Genomic DNA, 17,406 nt, shown 5'->3' with positions numbered 1-17,406 from the left:
ATTACATCATGCCGCCCATGCCACCCATTCCGCCCATACCTCCCATGCCACCCATTCCGCCCATGCCACCCATTCCGTGATCATGGTCGTGGTGTCCGCCACCTGCAGGCTCTTCTTCCTTCGGAATCTCCGTGATGAGCGACTCGGTGGTCAGCAACAGCGATGCGACCGATGCAGCATTGCTCAAAGCTGTCTTCACAACCTTGGCCGGATCGATAATCCCTGCCTTGATCATGTCGACATACTTGTTCGCATTGGCGTCGTATCCTTCGGTTCGCTCTTTTTGCTGGCGAACACGATTGACCACAACGGCGCCATCCAAGCCTGCGTTGTTGGCAATCGAACGGAGTGGGTAATCGAGAATATTCGCGATAATCATCGCCCCGAACTTCTCGTCCCCTTCCAAGGTAAGTTTCTTCAATGCGGCTTCGCATCGGAGCAACGCAACACCACCACCAGGAACGATCCCTTCATCCAACGCGGCTTGGGTCGCTGCCTTCGCATCGTCAAGCAACGCTTTGCGTTCCTTCATTTCCGTTTCGGTCGCAGCCCCAACGTTGATCTGCGCAACACCACCAGCCAGCTTGGCCAAACGCTCTTGGAGCTTTTCGCGATCGTAATCGCTGTCGGTGTTGTCAATCTCTCGACGGATCTGAGCGACACGTCCTTCGATCGCATCCTTCTTCCCAGCCCCACCGATAATGACGGTGTTCTCGCTGGTGATCGAAATCTTCTTGGCCCTGCCTAAATCGGTAAGCTTGACCGACTCCAAATCGATCCCAAGATCCTTAAAGATGGCCTTGCCGTTGGTCAAAGAAGCAATGTCTCCCAAAATCGCCTTGCGTCGATCGCCATAACCAGGAGCCTTGACGGCAGCCACACTAAGGATGCCTCGCATTTTATTGATAACCAACGTCGCCAACGCATCCCCATCGATATCTTCGGCGATAATCAACAACGGCTTTTTCGCCTTGCTGATCGCCTCCAAAATAGGAATGAGCTTCTTGTTGTTGCTGATCTTCTCTTCGTGGATGAGAATATAGCAATCCTCAAGCTCCACGGTCACTTCGTCTTGATTGGTGACAAAGTGAGGGGAGAGGAAACCGCGGTCGAACTGCATCCCCTCGACGACTTCCACCGTCGTTTCGCTGCCACGTCCCTCTTCCACAGCGATGACGCCATCTTTTCCAACCTTGATGAAGGCCTCGGCGAGAACGTCGCCAATGGTTGGGTCGTTATTTCCGGCGATCGTCGCAACCTGCTTGATCTCCTTCTTGCTCTTAGCGTCGATCGGAATTGCGATCCTGTCAATCTCTCCCTTCACGACTTCCACCGCCTTTGCAATCCCTCGCGACAGGGACATCGGGTCAGCACCCGAAGCGATCATCTTCAAACCTTCGCGGAAAATCGCTTCCGCCAAGACCGTCGCAGTCGTCGTTCCATCACCAGCGACGTCATTCGTCTTGCTGGCCGCCTCCTTCACCAACTGGGCGCCCAAGTTCTCGTAAGGGTCATCCAACTCGATCTCTTCTGCAACCGTGACACCGTCCTTAGTGATCTTTGGCGAGCCCCAGCCCTTGTCGAGCACCGCATTGCGACCGCGAGGTCCCAAGGTGCTGCGAACCGCTCTTGCTAGCTTCGAAACACCAGCCAATAACGGCTGACGCGCTTCGTCATCAAATACCATTTGCTTTGCCACGTTGAACTCCTTGCGATGTGTCGGTGATTACCAACGAACTGAATATTTGCCTGATCGCCAACCCTGCCGGTCGGCGGGCCACCCTAGCCATCAATCGGGAGGGAAAGCCTGTTCACGCTCGACTTGAACTTGTACGGACGCCTGCATAGGGAATGGGTCCCTAGCCAATGACGCCTCAACTGAAAAAACGAAATCAGCCAGTTTTGGCAGTCTCCGCCAGGGAGACTCAACACTGAGCAATCCGTGTGCCAGCCGAAAAAGAATGGCCTTAAACCTATACCGTCTATAGACTTGCAACTATCAAGGCACCAGGCACCGCCAGCAAACTGTCAAAAACGACATGCTTCGACCAAGCCGTCTAGGTCCTGGGGAGTGTGGGCGATATTCAAACTCACGCGCAACAAGCTTCCTCCCTCCGGTACCGTTGGAGGTCGTATGGCAGGGACATAAAAACCAGCCTCCGCCAACCGTTGACTCCAAGCCACGACATCGGGCACCGATGGGGCATAAATCGGAACGATGGGGCTGTCCCCCTCTCCCACTTGGTGCCCCATTCTCCGCAATCGATCGCGAAGCGACTGGGAGGCAAGTCGCAATGCCATCCGTTCCGCTGCCATCGAACCCAGCAAATCCACCGCGACGGCGGCGGCTCGACAATGTCCGAGCGGCAACGATGTGCTGTAAAGGAACGAGCGCGCGGCGTTCTCCAAATACCGAATCAGAACATCTGGCCCCGCTACAAAACCTCCCGAACACCCTATCGCTTTGCTCAGCGTCCCAACTTTGATCCATCGGTCTGATAGGCAGCTTCGCTCCTCGAGCACCCCACCTCCGCGTTCCCCAAACACCCCGGTCGCATGCGCTTCGTCGACAATCAAACCAAGGTCGTATTCCTCAGCTATCGCTTCGAGCCGTTCAACGGGAGCCACATCGCCATCCATGCTGAAAACCGAATCGGTTACGATCCATGCGCGTCGCCCCTCCCCACGATGCCGACACACCAAGGCTCGCAACGTTTCGAGATCCTTATGGGGATAAACGATTACTCTCGCTCGGCTGAGGCGACAGCCATCGATCAAGCTCGCGTGGTTGAGCCGATCGCTAAACAAGACGTCCTCGTTGCTCGCCAGAGCGCTCACCACCCCCACATTCGCCGCATATCCACTTGAAAAAAGCAAAGCTCCTTCGCTGCGTGCCATCGCCGCAAGCCGGAGTCGCAACGCGTCATGTGCCTCGGTGTGCCCGGTCAGCAAAGGACTTGCTCCCGCGCCATATCGCCCCGTGCGCGGGTCAGCAACGGCCTCTCTCACACGAGGCTCCCAGCTCAAAGCCAGATAATCATTCGCCCCAAAGTGAACCAAGCCCCTGCCATGGGGCTCCACCACCCACCGGGCCGAACGAGGCGTCCACGTCGAAACGCGGCGAAGCAAACCTGCCTCTTCCCGTCGTTGCAAGGCACTGTCCAACTCCCCCCATAACGAATACGGACCCGCCATCGCTTCCTGAATCCTTGGTAATTTCGCCACAAACAGTACGTTTCCGCCCAACCGGGTTTGATTCGCCCATAAGCGTAAACCATAATTGCTAGCCGGAATCAGCCCGGCGATTTTGGAAGAGCAATCCTTGGCACCCAGCCATGCAACTTACCCATCCCAACGTATTAATCACAGACGACGATCGAGATTTTCGATTGTCCCTGGCGGACGCATTGACCCGTCGCGGCTACGCGCCGGTCTTGGCGGCTGATGGAATAGAAGCTCTCCACGTGATCCAGCACGGCAACATCCATCTAGCGCTGATGGATGTCCATATGCCCCGGCTCGACGGGCTCGGGACATTGGAAACAGTTCGTTCTCAACATCCCGATATGCCTTGCATACTGATGTCAGCGGAACTGGATGACAACATCGTCGCGCGGGCCTTAGCGTTGCGAACCCCCGAAGTTCTTCGCAAACCATTTCGATTGCAAGTGCTCGCGGAAAAGATCGAGCGCCTCATGGACGCCGCCTATCGAATTCGATAGTGTCTCTCTAGCGAACGCCCCAATGCAGCCAGCCCCCTGTTTCAGCGAACGCCGAAGAGACGGTGCACAACGGCGAATCGTTAGGAATCACTTCAATCATGTCTTCGACCTCTCCTACCGACCCTGCAACACCGCATGGCGATTTCCACGGCTTCCGGAAATACTTTCGAAACGACATCCTCTCCGGATTTCTAGTCTTTCTCATCGCCCTCCCACTCTGCCTGGGGATTTCACTAGCCAGCGGTTTTCCACCCCAAGCGGGTATCTTCACCGCCATCGTCGGCGCGCTGCTCACACCTCTACTTAGCAACAGCGAATTGACCATCAAAGGCCCTGCGGCCGGCTTGATCGTGATCGTTCTCGGGTGCATCCAATCGTTCGGAGGGGACGGCGATTCGATCTTTAGCGATGCGGATACGGCTGCTTACCGCGCGACACTTGCTGTAGCGTTGGCTGCAGCGTGCCTCCAGTTCGCGTTTGGGCTCTTTCGTGGTGGGATTATCGGAGACTTTTTCCCCAGCGCTGCCGTTCACGGAATGCTTGCCGCGATAGGGGTCATCATCATGCTCAAGCAGTTCCCGGTCGCGCTGGGAGTCAGCGCGAAAGGAGAACCGCTGGAACTGCTTCAAGAGATTCCACATTTCATTTTGGAGGCGAACCCCGCTATCGCAGGAATTGGAATCACCAGTTTGGGCATCATGTTTCTTTGGCCCATGCTGGGAGCAAGGATGCCATGGCTCAAGCCTGTCCCCTCCCCGTTGATCGTGTTGGCCGTTTCGATCCCGATGGGTATCTGGCTCCAATTGCTACACCAACACTCGTATTACTTGGTCAATCACGAATACCAACTCGGCGACCAATACCTGGTTCCTATCTCCGGAGAATTGTTCGGTCTGTTTCATCAATTCCAGACACCCGACTTCCAAGCATTAGGGCAGCCCAAGGCTTGGTGGTGGGTCTTTCTTTTCTTCATCATCGGGAGCCTCGAATCGCTCTTGAGCGCGAAAGCCGTCGACCTGCTGGATCCCTTCAAACGCAAATCGAATCTGGACAGGGATCTCATGGCGGTAGGGGTTGCCAATGCGGCTGCTGCCGCGATCGGAGGATTGCCCATGATCTCCGAAATCGTCCGCAGTCGTGCAAATGTCGACAACGGCGCCCGAACCCGGTTCTCCAATCTTTGGCACGGGGTCTTTCTTCTGGTCTGCTGCAGCCTGATCCCGATGTTCCTCCATTTGATCCCCCTCTCCGCGTTAGCGGCCATGCTGGTCTACACGGGATACCGTTTGGCTCACCCTCGCGAGTTCATCAACGTGTATCGGATCGGACGCGAGCAGCTCATGATCTTCGTCATCACGCTGATTGCGGTTCTAGCGACGGACCTCTTAGTTGGCATTTTGATCGGAATCGGAGTCAAGATAGCCCTGCACGTCGCGAACGGAGTTCCGCTCAAGTCGATATTCAAACCCTATTTGGAGGTGGAGCAACAGGGTGAAGATCGCTGCGTCATCCACGCGCACCAGTCCGCTATTTTCTCGAACTGGATCCCGTTCCGTCGCCAAATCGAAGACCTCGGATTGGTCCAACATCAAAACGTAACCATCGACCTCAGCAACACCAAAATCGTCGATAGCAGCGTGATGGAAAAACTACATGAAATGCAGGAGATTTTCACGAGCGAGGGACTGGAACTGAAAATCACCGGGCTGGAAAGCCATTCGGCGTTTGCATCTCACGCGATGTCGACCCGCAAGGGTGGTTTGCTTCGTATGCGGCGACTCACAGTTCTAGCCTCCATCGAGCTGGGAGATCGCATCGAGGCCATTTGCAATCCCTTTGAACTCGTCTCCTTTGCCTCCCAAGAATGCAAAGGTCGCAGCACGTTTTCTTCCATGCAAGATTTGGCGCTACCGGCCGCTCCCATTTCCAAATACTTGCGCATCGAAGTGGTCGCCTCCTCCGCCGTCTGCGAATCGATCGTCGCCCAGATGCGCATCGAACTCCAACCTGCCGATGCCGTGACGGTTTACTCCGAATCGATCGATATGATGCGCAGACCGGTGGGCCCCTCCGCTGTCGATGGCCAATCGGATGCTCCCGATCTGTTCAAAGTGTAACCAAATCATCAAGGATCCCAGCATTAAGGGCCCACAGCCTTAGGGGTCCACTGCATCAAGCTCTCTGCCTCAAGCACCCAGTCTACCGTCTCAAACATCGATCTCGAACGCGCCGTCCAAGGTGGCATGGAGATGGGCGCCGTCAAGCTTCCAGAAATCGAGCCAAGGCCAAACATCCGAATCGGGACTCTCGCAGAAAACGTGGCCTCCAGCAGGTACGGCGTGCAATACCGAACGCAATCCCGCACGATGCTCGTTGAAGAACTCGCCTCGCAACGCGTCTTGAGGAATCAGCAGCCAGTCGAGCCGAGGCGCGCATGCACCGCCGGTCGCGGAGCTGACCAAATCGACATGGATCACAATCGCGCTGAGAATCGGATTGCACAACAACGCAATCACGCGCGACGCGTCTGTCTCGCAGCCGGTATCTACAATCCTCCCATTGAACCCGGCCTGTCCATCGCTCACCATCCCAAAGTCGATATTGCGAAGCCTCAACTGCTCCGACAATTGCTCGACCAAGCTTTCCGAATGAGGGCATTTGGCGACGCCTATCAAACGGATGCGGCTGGGACTATCATTCGGAAAGAGCATATCAACGATCGCATCCCCGACCTTTTGCGGTTTCCCAAAAAGAGGGGAGACGTGCGGCGAGAGAGACGGTCCCGCGTTGACTTCAACGACCGCTCCACGCTGCGATTCAAGCGGTTCCGAAATGTCGGTCGCCAAGATATCGAGCCCCGCGATATCCAGCCCCACGACACGAGCAGCGAGCACGGCTTGTTCCGCCAATTCAGGGTGCACCTCTTCGGTGCAATCAGTTGTTAAATCCCCGGTTCGCCGCACGAGGACTTCTTGACCGGTCAAAGGAACGCTATGGACATCAAGCGATTGTTTCTTCAGTTCGATAATGGCACCAGCATCAAGCTTTACAACGCCGAGCGGATCGGTATACGCTTCGCCGCGACGGGGATCTTGATTGAGAAGCGTGACCAATTCTTCCACCGTACTCGTGCCGTCTCCCACGACGATTTCCGAATGACCGCGCGCCGCGGCGACCATACGATTCCCCACAACAAGCAGTCGATGGTGGTATCCTCTCGCAAATTGCTCGACCATGACTTCATCGGTCTGGCCATCTTGGACGGCCCAATCGTATGCCTTCAAGACTTCATCGCGCGTCGATAGCTCGATCGAGATTCCTCGCTGGTGGTTCGCATTGACTGGCTTGACCACGACGGGGAAGCCAATTTCCTGCGCGGCCGTCCAAGCGTCTTCGGCATCGCGGACTTGCCGACCATGCGGGACGGGCACTCCGACTTGCCGTAACAATCTCTTGGTCAAGTCTTTGTCGCTCGCGATGGCTTCAGCGATAGCGCTGGTGGCATCGGTTTCTGCGGTCCATATGCGTCGTTGGTACTTTCCTTCTCCCAGTTGCACGAGCGAACCTCGATTGAGTCGCGTGTAGGGAATGGAACGTCGCCGGGCGGCGCGAAGGATCGCTCGCGAACTTGGCCCCAAGCGCACGTCGTCGGCGTAATCGAACAACTCTCGAAACTTAGCAGGGATGGAGAAACTCTCGCCGCGTCGGTAGCTGCCGATCATCTCCAGAGCCAGTTCAAAGCATCGCTGGGTGAGCTCCTGCTCTTCCATCTCCATCGCGAGGACAACCGAATCCACCCCGGAATCGATTTGCGATTGAAGATCCAGTCGTTCTCGTGTGTCTTGGGTAGGAACGCCCGCCATGGACGAGAACCAGCGAGCACAATCCAGCAGTAGGTCTCCGGCGAAATGAGAGGTCGCGATCGAGCGGGCCCGCAATTCGGCGTTGGCAACGCTTTGCGGGTGGGTGGTGGTGTAGCTTTTGCTCTCGAGAAATGCCATCAAGTCCGAGGAAAGGGCAGGACCTATCGACAACGTTTCCGCGGCTTGCGACGCAGGATAGTGAAGCTCCAGCATCGGAGCGGGCGACCAGCGATTGGGGCCGATCAACGTGACGAAGCGGAGGTCTGACATAAAGCTCTGGCAGGGAAAGGCAAGGGAACGGCTGGCGTACACAAGTGGGAAGTGTACTACGAATCGCTGGGTTCGTCACAATCCCAGATGCGCCCTTCCTTTTATTTTGCCCCAGGTCTCCAGAGCTCTCGTCGAAAAGCGTCCGCGGACAAGCCCTCTAGTTCCGCTTGGGACGGAAAGTGGGTTGGAATCCATCCGAAACACGTTCGTTCGAGATGAACTTGAGCCGAGAACTATCGACTTGTACCGGCCGAGCTCGTTCCGTTCGCCCCGACGCTTCGTTGGCAGCCACGGGATCGTCCGAATCGAGCAAATTCGGATTCCAACGGGGCTTCGCATCGATTCCCGCGGGTGACTCCAACGGAACGATCCTCGCCTGAGCAGGATCCGAGTTGGTGGTCGGTCTCAACGTGGAAGGAACCGGAACAGGCTCTCGATTCATGAGGGCTTGATCGATCCAACTTTCCGGCTGCTGGGATGGATTGCGAGGGAGCATCCCACCCGAGAGCTGGTTGAGGGTCGGAGAAAGTTCGGTTGCAGGTCGCTGTACGGAAGCCGAGCCGTTCAAACTGGGTTGACGCGTCGCTTCCGGGTCCCCCGATGGTAGGCCAGACGGAGGAAGAATACTGGAACCTGGAAGCCCGCTGGCGGGAGGCAAGGCGCTGGGAGGATTCGTCGGATACGATGGATACGATGGAGCGGAAGTGGAAGGGACCACCGCACCGGATCCGATTCCTGTCGGAGCGCTGTACGTAGGTGCTCCGTAGGGAGTCACCGATGCTGCACCTGGGATGTTAGGCGCCGCCCCCGATAGGGATGGGCTGCTGTAGCTGGGCGCGGGGACCGTCGAGGCCGCCGAGCCGGGCACAGGGCAAACGCCATTAGCACACGGACTTTGGTTATTCGCGGCAGGCGCATAATACGAACTGGTCGCGGGGCTCGCGTAAGCAGGAACGTTGGCCGCTGCCGGAACGACGGTCGAAACAGGTGGAAGCACCGAAGCACCATATCCAATTGAGGATGGTGAAACGGTCGGGTAAGAACTCGAAATGGTCGTTCCCAGCGGATAGGTGCCCGCAGCCGGATAACTTGTGTTCGACGGATAAGAAACGGTCGGCACATTGGACACCACCGCCGCAGGCATCAGAGCCGTAACGGGCTGAACCATGGAGGGTTGATAGGTCGTCGCGGGTAACGAGCTGGCAGGCATTCCCATCGACACCCCAGAGGTACCCAAGGAAGCGCTCCCAACAGGTGCCCCGGAGTAAGGAATCTGCTGATAGCCCCCGTACTGTGCTGCATACGGTTGGGCATACGGCGGCGCATACGACGCGCCGGTTGTCAAACCCGCTGGGTAATAACCGGGCCCAGTGATTCCAGGCCATCGGTTCGACTGCAAACCGACTTCCCCCAGCAACGGTCGGGGCGAGGCCAATGGAACGCGCTGAGCTTGATACTGCACCGAAGTGCAAGGCTGAAGGCTGGTAACGGTCGTTCCTGTTCTTGGGTCAAAGCTGGTGACCGGACGATAGTAAGTTACCGGCGTTGCATTCCAAGCCGTATCGTATGTAGCTGTTGGCAAATAGCCAGCGACGGTCTGCGGAACTCCGAAGGGGACGGACGCCAATCCGGTGGCAGATGGTGGCTGCGTCGCATAGGGACCGTAATTAGCAACCACGGACGCGTAATTCGCGGTGACAGGTACGGGACCGATCGGGTAGGCAGGCCGATGGCGGTTCAGAATCGCGTCCATCCAAGGCCCTGCGTGAGCAGACTGCGCCATCGTTGCAAACGAGAGGCAGCTCATAGCGATCCAGCTGGATAAATGCATGCGCATGAAGAGGTCCTGGACTAGGATGATAGGATGATGAGAGCAACCGACTTGGCCACTCGCACTAATCTGATGCCATACCCCCGGCTTGGGTCAATCAAAAGATGATAGCAAATTCGCAACTCGAATCGATTTCACCGAAGCGTGTTCCGGTTGTAGCGGATATACCTTTCGCAATAGCACAACAATGGGCAAACCGAATTTAGGAAAAGATCGAATTCCCACTCGGATTCCAGGCTGGGACAGTTGGTCGTACCGTTTGGGTTGCCCGGTTTGGGGATGCAAAGACTGGGGGGGCAAAGTCTACCCGAAAGGTATTGCTAGCGAGCATCTTCTCACTTGGTACACGCATTCCTTTCCCGCCGTAGAGGGGAATAGCACGTTCTACTCGGTCCCCGATGCCGCAACCTTTCGAAGATGGCGCGATCAAGCCGCTCCCGGCTTCCAGTTCTCGCTGAAATTCCCTCGCAGCATTTCTCATGATCGCATGCTGCATGGGTGCGACGACTTGTTGCGAGAGTGGATGGACCGATTGAATTTGCTCCGCGAAGCCGACAAGCTGGGACCTACCTTCCTTCAACTTGGCCCGTCTTTCTCCTTTCAACATTTCGAACGCCTCCAGCGTTTTATCGACCAGCTTCCTCTCGAATGGGCTTGGGCGCTCGAGGTCCGTCATCGTGACTGGTTTGATGAAGGGGAATACGAGGAACGATTGCAGACGCTTCTCACGGAGAGGAACATCGATCAAGTCCTTTTCGATTCCCGCCCCCTCAACTCGCTCGCTCCATCCGATGCGACCGAGCACGCATCTCAAAGTCGCAAGCCGAAAAGTCCCTTTCGCGCGACGGTAACGGGCAAACGGCCGATGGTACGCCTAATTGGTCGCAACGAACGGGATGAAGTTGCCGACTATTGGGATGAGTGGGCACATCGTGTCGCGGACTGGATTCGGCAAGGCCTGCAGCCCTGGATCTTCACCCATGCACCCGATGATCGATTCGCCCCCGACCTCGCATCGGACTTTCATCTTCGATTGCGACAACTCCTCCCCGAGCATCCCGATCTCCCCTGGCCTGCCTTGGAAAAACCAGAATCCGAGGGGCTCACCCAACTGGAGTTGTTCTGACACTCCCTTTGCCTTGGCATAGAATAACTAAGTAGGTTTCACTCCCTGGATCCTTCCGATTCCGTGACCGAGCGGCTAAGGTATGTTCGATGCGGATCGGCACCAATGCCGGGGAGTCCATCGATCTTTTTATCATCACCGCCTGTCAATATTCTCATGTCTTCGGATAACACATCAGTTGGACAGCCGCTCGAAGCGGTCCCGGTTTCGATGACACCGTTGCAGCGGTTTGAAGAGTATTTGCAGAGCAAGGGGCTTCGGAATACCGAGCAGCGCAAGCATCTGCTGGAGCAGGTCTTCAATCGCCACGAGCATTTCGATGCAGACCAGCTCATCGACCAGCTCCCTTCCAAAGGGAGCGCCAATTACGTCTCCCGTCCGACCGTGTACCGGACATTGAGGGAGTTTGTGGACGCGGGGTTGCTGCAGTGTTTTGAACTCGACGGACGGAGCGTTTACGAACACGACTATGGCTACCCGCAGCACGACCATCTCTACTGCACCAAGTGTCGGAAGCTGATTGAATTCACCAGCGAAGACACCCTTCGTATCCGGGACGAAGTCGCCAAGCAATTTCGTTTTCGTGCCAAAGAGCATCGGTTCATTATCCATGGCGTCTGCGACGAGTGCACCAAGAAAAGATCGCGAGACCGCCGGCAAGACCGCGTCTGAATCCCACACAAAGTAGACGACTTCGACGGTCCGAAGGCTTGGGAAAGTAGGGCGCGCGGTTTACACTGGTGGCCGTTTTGATGGCTTGTAGGTCCCAAAAAGGAAAGTGATTGAAGATGGCGGATCGGAAGGGGAGTTCATTTGCTGGGGTAGGCGTAGCGATCGTAACACCATTCCGCGACGGCAAACTCGACGTCGAGACCCTCAAGCAACAGATCGAATATCAAATTGCATCGGGCACCAATTTCCTGGTCCCCGTCGGAACGACCGGCGAATCGCCGACGTTGAGCCACGACGAACACGAACGGGTGATCGGCGAAGTCATCCAGCTTTCTGCCGGCCGCTGCAAAGTGATGGCGGGCACGGGTAGCAACTGCACGTCCGAAGCATTGCGACTCACGCGCCGAGCCGCGAAGGAAGGGGCCGATGCGTCTCTACAAGTAGCTCCTTATTACAACAAGCCAACGCAGCGAGGCTTCTACGAGCATTTCAAAGCCATCGCGGAAGATATAGGCATCCAGCATTGCGTTTACAACATCCCCGGACGATCCGCGAAAAATATCGAGCCGGAAACCATCGCGAAGCTGGCAGAACTACCTAACATCACGATGGTAAAGGAAGCAACCGGATCGCTGGACCAGTGTTCGCAAATCCTTAACACAACCAACTTGACCGTCCTCAGCGGCGACGACTCCTTGACATTGCCCATGATGAGCATCGGCGCCGAAGGAGTCATTTCGGTAGCAGGGAACATCGTTCCCAAGGATATGATCGCCTTGGTCCAAGCGGCCTTGGCAGGAGATTTCGATCGCGCGAAGACGCTTCACCACAAGCTATTCCCCCTATGCCGCGACATGCTCTCGCTGGCCACCAATCCCATTCCGGTGAAGGGGGCGATGAAGCTGTTGGGACGAGACACCGGCGAACTGCGTCTCCCCATGACCGAATTGGAACCGAACCAATGGGATGCGCTGGCAAAGACTCTTAAGAATTACGGCATCCTATAGCCCCCCGAGGCTCCACCCTGGCCATCCGTGCAAGCCCCGCGGCAACACCACGCGGCAAGAATGGAGCCGCGACGATCGAACGTCCCAAACGAGCACTGAGCGACTGCCCTCCCTTAAAGGGCGATAATGTTGCGACAATTCACAATTGATGCCAACCACATGCCATGATCCTTTGGTATCATTGGAGTACCGTCGCATCACCCGTTTGAGGAACCGAGAATGACCGAGTCACGCCGGGCGGACGATCTCACATCAACAACCTACGAGCAAATGAAGCGGTTAGCAGCTAGCTATCTGCAACTGGAGTCCTCGACGGTGACACTCTCCCCCACCGTGCTCGTCCACGAAGCGTATCTCAAGCTTTCCAAACAAGACGGGGATCAATACCAAAGCCGAGGGCACTTTTTGGCTCTCGCAGCGACCATGATGCGGCGGATCTTGGTCGACCATGCCCGATCGCGCAAACGACTCAAGCGAGGTGGAGAATATGTGCGCGTCATGTTCGATGAGGATCTCAAGCTGTCGGTTACCAACGAACAAGATGTCTTGGCCATCGATGAATTGATAGAGGAATTGCAAAAGCTCGATGGTCGGCAAGCCAGGATCGTCGAGATGCGATTCTTTGGCGGAATGACGGTTCCCGAAGTTGCCGAAGTCCTTGGCCTTTCCACACGAACCATTGAGAACGAATGGCGGATGTGTCGGGCATGGCTTCGAAAACGGCTTGAAGGGTAACCGATTCATGGACTCCAAAAAGTACGCCGAGGCCAAAAAAGTCTTTTTCGATCTTGTCGATCGATCCCCCGAGGAACAAGCTCGCCAGTTGCACTCGCTCGAATTGGAAGACAAGAGCCTCGCCGATGAGGTTTCGCTCTTGCTGGCAAATCATTCGAGCCGGACCATTATTAGTAGCCACGAATCGACCCAAAACGCTTCCACCGCGACTCGTGGGAGTTACACGGTAAGCTGGATTCGCGTCAATCGATTTCTTTACGGCGGCTGGGTCCCATTGGTTGTCGCCATTGCCTCCACCGCGATTCTGTTCGCGATCGGTTGGTATATCCACAAACGCCTTTATGAAAAAGTGCGTTCGGAATACGAACGCGCCGCGATGGTGGTTGCCGATCAAAAGGTCCGTCGCGTATTGCAATGGACTCGCTGGCATGAGCAACAAGTGCTGTCGTGGGCGATGCGAGACGACATCCAAGAACTCGTCGCGCGACTCGACTCCCTAGCGCAGTCCATCGATGATCCAGCGGAACTGGAAACCGCGCTTCGCAATGCAGACGAACAGCGAAAATTATCGATGATCTTCAATCAACTCACTCCTCCCAATCTTTCGCTCAAGCAGGAAGAGGACCTTCCCCCACTGCGGTCGAACCCTCGAATGAAGTTCGCCATTTGGAACCGTTCGTTTCAATTGATTGCAGACTGGCAATATCAAAACGAGTCTGTACAGCTGGGAGAGTCGGCCTCGTCCACAGGCAAGATCACCGTTAGCAAGGTGCTCGACACAAACACCACACATGTCGAAATGCCAAGGCCCAAGGCAGAGACCGTCAGCAAAGATTATCCGATTGAGACAAACCTCAGCTATGTGATGTTCTTTGTTCCTATCTTCAGCCCATCCGATAATTCGCGTCCGATCGGCGCGATGATGATCCGAAGCGATTCTCTGTTGGACGAACTTCGCGAAATCCTGGAAGATGTGATCTTCTCCGATAGCAATTGCTACCTCCTAACAAAAGAAGGTGGCATCGCGACCCGTGTCCTCGATTCCGAACTGGTAGCGACATTCCAGAATGTTTCGCCACCGGGGTTCGTCCGAGGGGGACCGGTTCTCTATGCGAGAGACCCAGGCGTGAACTTGATGAATGGAGAAACCCCAACAACCGACTCTTCGGTGTGGCCTGCAACGCTCGCGGCCATGGGCATCGCCAATCAAAAGGATGGTCACAGTTTTGATGGATATCGCGACTACCGAGGCCAGAACGTCGTAGGTGCGTGGCGGTGGATCGAGAAAGCCGATATCGGGATTGTCATGGAGACACCGCGTGAGAGAGCCTACGGCAATCTTGTGTATATCGATCAAGCCTTTCGAGTCATGTACTCCATTCCACTCATCGCCGCATTGGCGCTCGTCGTTTTCTCTCTCATTCGGTATTTCCGCACGCATGATCTGACGAATAAAACGGTGGGAGCCTATCGCTTGAAATCGAAAATTGGAGAGGGGGGACTCGGAGTTGTTTACGAGGGAGAGCATCACATTCTCGGTCGAAAGGCAGCTATCAAACTGATCAAGCCGGGCGCGATCAGCTCCGGAACCGTTCGCCGTTTTGAACGAGAAGTGAAACTCGCCTCCCTGCTAAACCACCAAAATGCGGTGGCCATCTATGACTTTGGCGTCTCTCGCGATGGACTACTCTACTGCGCCATGGAGCTGGTCGATGGCGTCACTCTTTCCCAACTCTTGTCGTTCGAACCCAATCTCCCCATCGAACGAACGTTGCACTTCCTCTGGCAAGTAAGTCTAGCGCTCCAGGAAGCGCACAACCTTCAACTGGTCCACCGAGATATCAAGCCTCAGAATGTGATGATCTGCCAGGCTCCGGTCGCAGATTTGGTAAAGGTCGTCGACTTTGGCCTAGCAAAGAGTATCAGCGAAACCATCAGTCGCGACGTGACCGCCACGCGCGCGGTCATGGGGACTCCAGGCTTCATCGCCCCCGAACGCTTGGAGAGCCCTTGGAGCGCGGACCCCAAAATCGACACGTTTTCTTTTGGAGTCCTCGGTATGTACATGCTGACGGCAAAGATACCACCCCTGGGAGTATCGAAAGAAGGCTTCGTCGCAATGATCCAAAACCCTTCGCTCTTACGCTCTTTGGAATCCCCCGACTTGCAATCGCTGATCGATCTCCTGCTCGCATGCGCGTCTCCTTTGCCAGAAAGTCGCCCCAAGAACATTCGGGCTGTGAGCGAAGAAATACGCACTCTCTGCAAATCGCTTTATTGGAACCGCGGAGGAAGCGAGGCTTGGTGGTCAGAACAGGGTGATGCCATGCGAACATGGGTCTCGCAAGGCAAAACGGAATCGACGCCGAGTTAGTCGAATGACTCAACGTTTTTTGGTACTCGTGCAACCACCCGCAAGGGCGCATACCGCGCATCCCCCACCCGTTCCACAGCCGCTCTTTTCAGGCGTACCGCACCCGGGGCCACATCCGGTTTCGACAAGCTTCGCGAATCGACTTTTGGCAACACTTTCTTGGTAAGCCTCCGCAAGCTCTTCAATCACCGACTCAGTCTCCTCGCAAGGGGTTCCGAGGAAATGGAAGTAAAGCGTTTTTCCATCCAGCAAGGGCTCGACGTCGATCAGAACATCCTCGGAGTGCCTCGCATCCAGAACACGCTGGCATTCCACACAAGCCGCTTGACTCAATTCCTCCAGCTGGCGAAGCAGAAATCGGTCCTCCTCGCGCGCACCGCGAATCCACTTCGCATCCGCCCAGGGGACCTGTTCGTCGCCGAGGTTCTGCCTAATCTCCGTGAGAACCTCTCCTAACTCGATCCCGCGCACCGTTCGACAAACCACCCAATGCCCTCGCTCCAATGCGGCCGCGCCGGCGAACAGGGAATACAACTCCGGACTGCGACCGCATCGAACCAAAAATCGAACTTCACAGGAAACGTCTCGGTCCTGCGCGGTATCGGAGAGCATCTCGTGTTTCCTCAATGTGTGCGATAAGAATGACGGAAAGAGTGACCGATAGACGGATTCCAAGCGATTTTGCCCGGATCCCCATCTGAGATCCCTATTGAAAATCCCAGTTCGACTCCTCCGCCCGAGATCCCAGTGTACCCCCAACCCCATCGTTCGCGAAGAGAATGCCCTCCCCCTCTCCTCTGACCATTTGGTCTTTTGGAGCCTTTGACATAAACTAAACGGACGCCCTGTCTGTTTCCGCAACAAGGATTCCCGTTCGATGCGATCAAGCCACTTTCTCCTGCGCTGTTTTTCTCAACTCTGCGCGATGCTGGCAATCTTGGTGCTTCCCTCGCTCGTGTTCTCCCAAGAGACTCTTTTCCGTTGGAAACTAGAGCCAGGTATCCAGCTCCTCTCCGAAGTGGTTCAAGAACTCGAACAAGGCATTCCCAACTCGTCAGCACCGGTCACTCAAAAACTGACTTTGCAACAACGCTGGGAAGTCCTCTCGGTGCAACAGGACAAATCGGCCCAAGTCGCGACGACCCTGACGCATGCCAAGCTTTCGATGAATATTCCAGGAGCTGGGGATGTGGAGATGGACACTGCGAAGCCGGCTGAAGAGGAAACCGGTTTTGCCAAGCAAATTGGCCAGATGTTTCGCCCCATGATCGATGTCGCTTGCTCGAACCAGATGAGTCCCAACGGCAGGATCTCCCAGGTCCAGATCCCAGAAGCAGCCCTGCAGGGATTTCGCAACATCCCGATGGGAGCATCGATGGAGTCCGTCCTGAAGGACTCCATCGAAAAGGGATCCCCTGTCTTCCCCGACGAACCGATCAAACCTGGCCATATCTGGACCCAAACACACAAAACGAAAACCGAAGTCGGAACCTTGGAAGCGACCAACCAGTACGTCTATGTCGGCACCACGAACGTCGACCGAAACAAATTGCATCAGTTTTCCATCGTGACCACGATGAACTTTGCAGGAGAGAACACGTTTAAAGCGAAGATCTCCATACCAGAACAGAAGATCGAAGGAACCTTGCTGTTCGATAACGAACGCGGGTATGTGTATTCAAGCGAACTGAATCAAAAGATGACCATGCGAATCGAAATCCCCGATCAGCCAGTCATTGAAAATAAGCTTGCTCAGAAAATGAAAACGACTTTCCGGCCTCTCCCCACACCCAAAAAACCATAACA

General features: G+C 55.7%; 13 protein-coding genes. 8 read left to right on the top strand and 5 right to left on the bottom strand.

Annotated features, from left to right (window positions below):
* Position 1: 1 nt before the first annotated feature.
* Positions 2–1,699, bottom strand: coding sequence for a chaperonin GroEL (gene groL / locus SH467x_RS12820; protein ID WP_482367506.1), 1,698 nt, complete (start codon positions 1,697–1,699; stop codon positions 2–4).
* 329 nt (positions 1,700–2,028) lie between these two features.
* Positions 2,029–3,195, bottom strand: coding sequence for an aminotransferase class I/II-fold pyridoxal phosphate-dependent enzyme (locus tag SH467x_RS12815; RefSeq protein WP_482367505.1), 1,167 nt, complete (start codon positions 3,193–3,195; stop codon positions 2,029–2,031).
* 140 nt (positions 3,196–3,335) lie between these two features.
* On the opposite strand from SH467x_RS12815, the gene SH467x_RS12810 reads away from it, so the two are divergent.
* Positions 3,336–3,722 carry a response regulator gene (locus SH467x_RS12810; RefSeq protein WP_482367504.1) on the top strand — a complete coding sequence of 129 codons (387 nt, stop codon included), beginning with the start codon at positions 3,336–3,338 and terminating at the stop codon, positions 3,720–3,722.
* A gap of 98 nt (positions 3,723–3,820) precedes the next feature.
* Entirely contained in the window at positions 3,821–5,839 is a 2,019-nt protein-coding gene (locus SH467x_RS12805; protein WP_482367503.1) for a SulP family inorganic anion transporter, read from the top strand.
* 90 nt (positions 5,840–5,929) lie between these two features.
* On the opposite strand, the gene SH467x_RS12800 is transcribed toward SH467x_RS12805, so the two are convergent.
* Positions 5,930–7,855: an ATP-binding protein gene (locus tag SH467x_RS12800; protein ID WP_482367502.1), complete on the bottom strand. Its 1,926-nt coding sequence runs from the start codon at positions 7,853–7,855 to the stop codon at positions 5,930–5,932.
* 157 nt (positions 7,856–8,012) lie between these two features.
* A complete protein-coding gene (locus tag SH467x_RS12795) occupies positions 8,013–9,692 on the bottom strand; it encodes a hypothetical protein (RefSeq protein ID WP_482367501.1) in 1,680 nt (559 codons plus the stop codon).
* 181 nt (positions 9,693–9,873) lie between these two features.
* On the opposite strand from SH467x_RS12795, the gene SH467x_RS12790 reads away from it, so the two are divergent.
* From SH467x_RS12790 to SH467x_RS12770, 5 genes are all read left to right on the top strand, one after another.
* Positions 9,874–10,812, top strand: a complete 939-nt coding sequence (locus tag SH467x_RS12790; RefSeq protein ID WP_482367500.1) for a DUF72 domain-containing protein — start codon at positions 9,874–9,876, stop codon at positions 10,810–10,812.
* A 156-nt stretch (positions 10,813–10,968) separates the two neighbouring features.
* Positions 10,969–11,484: a Fur family transcriptional regulator gene (locus tag SH467x_RS12785; protein WP_146679985.1), complete on the top strand. Its 516-nt coding sequence runs from the start codon at positions 10,969–10,971 to the stop codon at positions 11,482–11,484.
* 116 nt (positions 11,485–11,600) lie between these two features.
* Entirely contained in the window at positions 11,601–12,491 is an 891-nt protein-coding gene (dapA, locus tag SH467x_RS12780; protein ID WP_482367499.1) for a 4-hydroxy-tetrahydrodipicolinate synthase, read from the top strand.
* A gap of 219 nt (positions 12,492–12,710) precedes the next feature.
* The gene (locus tag SH467x_RS12775; RefSeq protein ID WP_482367498.1) at positions 12,711–13,226 is read left to right on the top strand and encodes an ECF-type sigma factor; all 516 of its coding nucleotides are present in this window, start codon (positions 12,711–12,713) and stop codon (positions 13,224–13,226) included.
* Between the two features lie 7 nt (positions 13,227–13,233).
* Positions 13,234–15,600 carry a serine/threonine-protein kinase gene (locus SH467x_RS12770; RefSeq protein WP_482367497.1) on the top strand — a complete coding sequence of 789 codons (2,367 nt, stop codon included), beginning with the start codon at positions 13,234–13,236 and terminating at the stop codon, positions 15,598–15,600.
* Positions 15,601–15,609: 9 nt separating this feature from the next.
* Here SH467x_RS12770 and SH467x_RS12765 read toward each other — a convergent pair whose 3' ends face one another.
* Positions 15,610–16,212 (bottom strand): hypothetical protein, encoded by a 603-nt coding sequence (locus SH467x_RS12765; protein ID WP_482367496.1) that lies wholly within the window; start codon positions 16,210–16,212, stop codon positions 15,610–15,612.
* 265 nt (positions 16,213–16,477) lie between these two features.
* Between SH467x_RS12765 and SH467x_RS12760 the strand changes: the two genes are divergently transcribed.
* Positions 16,478–17,404, top strand: a complete 927-nt coding sequence (locus tag SH467x_RS12760; RefSeq protein ID WP_482367495.1) for a DUF6263 family protein — start codon at positions 16,478–16,480, stop codon at positions 17,402–17,404.
* Positions 17,405–17,406 lie beyond the last annotated feature (2 nt).

The sequence above is a fragment of the Brakhagea slesvicensis genome (genome assembly GCF_052161625.1).
Taxonomy (GTDB): Bacteria; Planctomycetota; Planctomycetia; order Pirellulales; family Pirellulaceae; genus JBKCUI01.
This window is presented reverse-complemented; position numbering and strand designations above follow the sequence as displayed.